The sequence below is a fragment of the Okeania sp. genome (assembly GCF_983059655.1).
The window spans coordinates 1-4,656 of the sequence record NZ_CEZPJD010000646.1 but is presented as its reverse complement, the minus strand read 5'-3'; the positions used below and the strand labels follow the sequence as shown (position 1 = coordinate 4,656).

General features: G+C 35.8%; 5 protein-coding genes and 1 pseudogene. All 6 read left to right on the top strand.

Going from position 1 to position 4,656, the window contains the following annotated elements:
* The first annotated feature begins 684 nt into the window (after nt 1-684).
* The 6 genes and pseudogenes from grxC (at nt 685) to AC3DU7_RS25865 (ending at nt 4,552) form a co-directional block, all read left to right on the top strand.
* A complete protein-coding gene (grxC, locus tag AC3DU7_RS25890) occupies nt 685-945 on the top strand; it encodes a glutaredoxin 3 (RefSeq protein ID WP_488042152.1) in 261 nt (86 codons plus the stop codon).
* 61 nt (nt 946-1,006) lie between these two features.
* On the top strand, nt 1,007-1,579 hold the full coding sequence (locus AC3DU7_RS25885; RefSeq protein ID WP_488042151.1) for an IS607 family transposase: 573 nt from the start codon (nt 1,007-1,009) through the stop codon (nt 1,577-1,579).
* Nucleotides 1,560-1,604, top strand: a pseudogene (locus tag AC3DU7_RS25880) (hypothetical protein); the annotation flags it as partial. The gene AC3DU7_RS25885 and the pseudogene AC3DU7_RS25880, both read left to right, overlap by 20 nt.
* Before the next feature lie 9 nt (nt 1,605-1,613).
* Nucleotides 1,614-2,135 carry a nuclease/transposase family protein gene (locus tag AC3DU7_RS25875; protein WP_488042154.1) on the top strand — a complete coding sequence of 174 codons (522 nt, stop codon included), beginning with the start codon at nt 1,614-1,616 and terminating at the stop codon, nt 2,133-2,135.
* A gap of 61 nt (nt 2,136-2,196) precedes the next feature.
* Nucleotides 2,197-3,165, top strand: a complete 969-nt coding sequence (gene gshB, locus AC3DU7_RS25870; protein WP_488042150.1) for a glutathione synthase — start codon at nt 2,197-2,199, stop codon at nt 3,163-3,165.
* Between the two features lie 262 nt (nt 3,166-3,427).
* Nucleotides 3,428-4,552, top strand: a complete 1,125-nt coding sequence (locus AC3DU7_RS25865) for a Gfo/Idh/MocA family protein (RefSeq protein ID WP_488042153.1) — start codon at nt 3,428-3,430, stop codon at nt 4,550-4,552.
* Nucleotides 4,553-4,656 lie beyond the last annotated feature (104 nt).

The following is a 4,656-nucleotide window of genomic DNA, read 5'->3' as shown; positions in this document are numbered from 1 at the left end:
TAGCCCTTTTTTAAGTTTACGTAAGTTTACGACTGTATTTTCTCAGGCCAGAGATAACTATCAAATTATACTGTGTTATAACGTAAATTGTCAACTAGGTCAAAACTCTACCCAGACATAAGCTACACATCATTTCCTACTGACCACTGACTATTGACTACTTGTTTTTATACTACATTTTGTCGTGCGGACTGGAGTTTAGACTAATTAAGGCAGGCGGGAAACTTGCCGAGGGAGAATAGTGAGATAGGCCAACAAGACTGAAGCTATTTCGCATTGCAGCATTGCAAAGACTTTTCAGTCAATTATCCACTAAGGTGCTATGGGTTACTTGTGCCCTGGAAAGACTTTTTGAATAATGTCAGCTTCACCCTTGCCTCGCCAAAAAAGAAAAATAATCAACAACATTGAAAACATCTGCACCCCTTATATTCTCGAAGGGTTCTGAGTTTCAAGTCTTCATTGCTTCTGAGCAAATTATCTGAAGACCCCAAAATTTAGTCTAAACCTTTCTTTCCCTTCTGCCCTCTGCCTTCCTTTCTCCAAAGTATAAGTATTTAACCGAACATGATATTAGTCACTTCCCAAACGCACCAGCAAAAAATATCTAAAATCTAAAAATATTCCTAAACAGCAAGTTAATATTACAATTACTTAAGAAATGTTACTTATGGGTAATTAATTATGTCTACTAATATAGAAATTTACACCTGGTTAAGTTGTCCATTTTGTATTCGTGCTAAAGCTCTTTTAGATCAAAAACAAGTAAACTATCAAGAATACGCTATAGATGGCGATGATGTAGAACGGGAAAAGATGACTGTGAGAGCAAATGGCCGTCGTTCTTTGCCCCAAATCTTTATCAATGATCAACATATCGGTGGTTGTGATGAGCTATACGGACTAGAATCTGAAGGGAAACTAGACCAACTTCTGGGAGGTTGACTAACTATTGATAATTTGCTAACATTTGTTAACATAAGCTCCTATATGTTAAAATAGCATTATGGGTTATGTTCCACTTAGGAAAGCCGTAGAAATACTTGGCTTGCATCCTAACACACTACGCAAATATGCAGATGAAGGCAAAATCGAAATTATTAAAAACGAAGCCGGGCAAAGATTGTATAACACACAATCTTACATCAGAGGTGCAACTAGAACTACCCTTATTTGCTACTGCCGAGTCTCATCAGCAAAACAAAAAGATGACCTCAATAGACAAGTTGAGTTCATGCAAAACCAGTACCCAGAAGCAGAAGTTATCAAAGACATCGGCAGTGGACTCAACTTCAAACGAAAAGGTCTTAGAGCCATACTGGACAGACTCTTGCGAGGGGATAAGCTCACAATTATTGTTACCTGTAGGGACAGACTTACCAGATTTGGATTCGAGCTTATACAGTATTTGGTCGAACAAAACGGTGGAAAAATCCTGGTTCTCGACAAAACTGTATACTGTCCAGAATCAGAAATGGTCGCCGATGTTCTCTCTATCATCCACATATTCTCCTGTAGAGTCCACGGACTTAGAAAGTACAAGCAAAAAATCAAAGAAGATTCGGATTTACCTAAATAGTGAACAAAGACAACTACTCAGACAATGGATAGGTGTGGCTAGGTTTACCTATAACCGAACCGTTGAATACCTTCAGCAACCAGATACCAAAGCCCATTGGAAAGCAATCAAAGGTGGTATCTTGAATAATTTGCCTGAGTGGTCTAAACCTGTTCCTTACCAGATAAAATCCATTGCCATTCGTGATGCTTGTATAGCAGTTAGAGAAGCAAAGGTTAAGTATTCTAAGACAAGACAGGTTCAGCAGGTTAGATTCAAATCTCGTAAAAACCCGACCCAGTCTTGCTACATACCTAAATCGGCAGTATCATCTAAAGGTATTTACCACACTAAACTAGGTCAAATTAGATTGAAAGAACCAATACCAGAAGGTTTTGGGGATGGCAGAATAGTTGTGCAACGAGGACAATATTACCTTTGTTTGTCAGTGGATTTACCAAAGTACAATCTGGAGAATCTTGGACGAGTTGTAGCATTAGACCCCGGAGTTAGAAACTTTTTAACCCTATTTTCAGAAAATAGTTTTGGTTGGATAGGTATTTATGTCTTGTTTTAAGATAATTATTTTCCCCTACTTGATGACTACAAATATTTTGAAATAGATAAACCAAATAAAGATGAAATTTGCATTCATCATAGACCAAATAGAACGATTAAACCCAGTTCATGATAGTACCGTTGCACTGATGGAAGCTGCTCAAGAATTTGGTCACGAAGTCTGGATAACGGAAGTTAATCAATTAAGTACTATTGAAAGTCAAGCTTGGGCAACACTTAAACGTGTACATTTAATGCCAGTTGAAAGGGTAGAAAATCATTGGGTTGCTAGTAACCCTTGGTATGACATAGGCAAAGCAATGCTGCAACCTTTGGAGTCAATGGATGCTGTATTTATGCGCAAAGACCCACCTGTAACAATTTCTTATCTTTATGCTACTTATATTTTAGATTATATTAATCCAGAAAAAACTTTAGTCATAAATTCTCCTCAAGGGTTACGTACTGCTAATGAAAAAATGTATGCTTTGCAGTTTAAAAAAGTAATTCCAGAGACAATTGTTAGTCAAGAAAAAGAGGTAATTAGAAATTTTTTAGAGTCACAAGGAGCAGCAGTTTTGAAACCTTTAGGAGGAAAAGCTGGAGAGGGAATTTTATTTTTGGAACCGAGCGATCGCAATTTTAATTCTCTGATAGAAATTAGTACAAAACAAGGTCAAGAACCTGTGATGATTCAGAGTTATTTACCAGCGGCAAAGGAAGGGGATAAGCGAATTATTATGCTTAATGGTAAGTCTATTGGAGCAGTAAATAGGATTCCTACTGGTAAAGAATTTAGAGGAAATATGGCAGTAGGTGGGAGAGTTGCTAAGACAGAAATTACTGAAAGAGAATCTGAAATTTGTGAGTATTTAGCACCTAAATTAATAGCAGATGGTTTATATTTTGTTGGTATAGATATAATTGGTGGTTATCTGACAGAAGTAAATGTTACTAGCCCTACAGGAATTAGGGAAATTGATTTGCTTGATAATGTTAATCTGGGTAAGCAAGTAATAGAATGGATAATTGATGAAGTTAAAAGTTAAAAATCAATAGTCAATAGTCAATAGTAATAATTTGTAAATAGGGAGCAGGGTATAGCTATATATAATCCTAAATTGGTTATAACATTTTATCATAGTGGTTGGCTCTCTAAACCCAAGCAAAGATAGGATTTGGAAACCAAACTCCTACAGCTTTTTCACAAATCATTTAAATTGCTATATCTATCATTTTTCCCTTAGTTTTCAATATTTACTCCCTTTTACTTCTTCCTTCTTCCCTCTTCCCTTTTCCTTCTTAGAAACAATTATGAATAAAACTATTGATGTTGCAGTTATTGGCACAGGATTCGGCAAAAAAGTACATATACCAGGTTTACAAGCACATCATAAAACAAAACTATTAGCTGTCTATAACCCCAGTTTAGAAAAAGCTAAATCAATCGCATTAAAGCATAATATTCCTCATGCTTTTAACACTATAGAAGAAATTATTTCTATACCTGAAATTGCTGCAGTAACAATTTCTACTCCACCATTTTTACACTATGAAATGGCAAAAAAAGTATTATCCGCAGGCAAACATTTATTGTTAGAAAAACCTACAACTTTAACAGTAGAAGAAGCCCAAGAACTATATCAGATTGCTGCTACTAATAAATGTGTAGCAACTATGGATTTTGAATTTCGTTATGTTCCTGCTTGGCAACTATTTGCAGAAATTTTAGCCGATGGATATGTAGGAGATAAACGCCTAATAAAAATTGACTGGTTAGCATCAAGTCGTGCTAATCCAAATCGTCCTTGGAATTGGTATGCTCAAAAAGATAAAGGTGGTGGTGCATTAGGAGCGATCGCTTCTCATTCTTTTGATTATATTAACTGGTTATTTGGACCTGCGAAAAAACTTTGGGGACAACTGAATACTTCCATTAAAACTCGTCCTGACCCCACAGAGAATAACAAATTAAAACCTGTAGATGCAGATGATACTTGTAATATTATGCTAGATTTGGCGGATGGTACTCCCTGTCAAATTTGTATTAGTTCTGTCACCTATCAAGGGCGTGGTCATTGGCTAGAAGTTTATGGTAGTAAAGGTACATTAATTATAGGTAGCGATAATCAAAAAGATTATGTGCATGGGTTTAAAGTTTGGGGTTCTCAAAATGGGGAGACTTTAGCAGAAATAAAAATTCCTGACAGATTAGAATTTCCTCAAGTTTATCCTGATGGTAGAATTGCACCTTTTATTAGAGTAGTTGATAATTGGGTAAAAGCAATAGAGGTAGGAAAATCTATAGTTCCATCTCTGAGAGAAGGTGTTTATTCTCAGTTATTAATGGATTTAACCCATGAATCTAATATGACAGGTACTTGGGTAAATGTGCCAGATTTAGATAAATTATTGGAAAGTAGTAGGAGCTTTTAACTTAATTTAGATGAAAAAAATGTCTTGAAGAAGGAGTCAGTAGTCAGGAAGGAAGAGAATTTAGAAAGATTTAGCAATGACTGAAGATGGAACATTTTTTTATA

What these genes read in the sequence shown, in the direction of transcription:
- AC3DU7_RS25885 (WP_488042151.1), top strand. Translation starts at nt 1,007, where the DNA reads ATGGGTTATGTTCCACTTAGGAAAGCCGTAGAAATACTTGGCTTGCAT.
- grxC (WP_488042152.1), top strand. Translation starts at nt 685, where the DNA reads ATGTCTACTAATATAGAAATTTACACCTGGTTAAGTTGTCCATTTTGT.
- gshB (WP_488042150.1), top strand. Translation starts at nt 2,197, where the DNA reads ATGAAATTTGCATTCATCATAGACCAAATAGAACGATTAAACCCAGTT.